This is a genomic window from Methylophaga sp. UBA4204, assembly GCF_002379485.1.
In the GTDB taxonomy this organism is placed as follows: domain Bacteria; phylum Pseudomonadota; class Gammaproteobacteria; order Nitrosococcales; family Methylophagaceae; genus Methylophaga.
This window is the reverse complement of record NZ_DFTU01000033.1, coordinates 37,316-37,718: the sequence shown is the minus strand read 5'-3', so window position 1 is coordinate 37,718 and position 403 is coordinate 37,316. Positions and strand designations below refer to the sequence as shown.

Sequence of the window (403 nt, the reverse complement as noted above, 5' to 3'; positions counted from 1 at the left end):
GTAAAATAAACCGTACCATCATCGGTCACACTAATACTGATGGTATTTGGCTGAGTTAAAGAAAGATCGGACGTTGCTTTAGGAAGATTAACCGGTACCGCGTTGGTTAATAAAGGTGCGGTAACGATAAATATCGTCAGCAATACCAACATAACGTCTACCAAAGGCGTCACATTGATTTCACTCATTGCAGTGTCATCACTACCCATATTCATTGCCATAACGGAATCCTTAAAAAGTTAAGACGGTTGCTTTTAAAGTCGATGTTTGATTTTAATAAATACCGCTGTCCGCTTTTTTGGCTCAATTCACTTCATCAAATTGACCACCGGATTTCAGTACTAATAACTGAAACGCTGAAGCGAAGTTATCCATGGTGGCAACAGAAAGACGCACCTTACGC

The 403-nt window shown here is 40.2% G+C and carries 1 protein-coding gene; it reads right to left on the bottom strand.

Translation table 11 applies throughout. From position 1 onward, the window contains the following. On the bottom strand, positions 1-221 hold a 221-nt coding region (locus tag B3182_RS04360; protein ID WP_292751689.1), incomplete at its 3' end, for an ExbD/TolR family protein. Between the last annotated feature and the right edge of the window lie 182 nt (positions 222-403).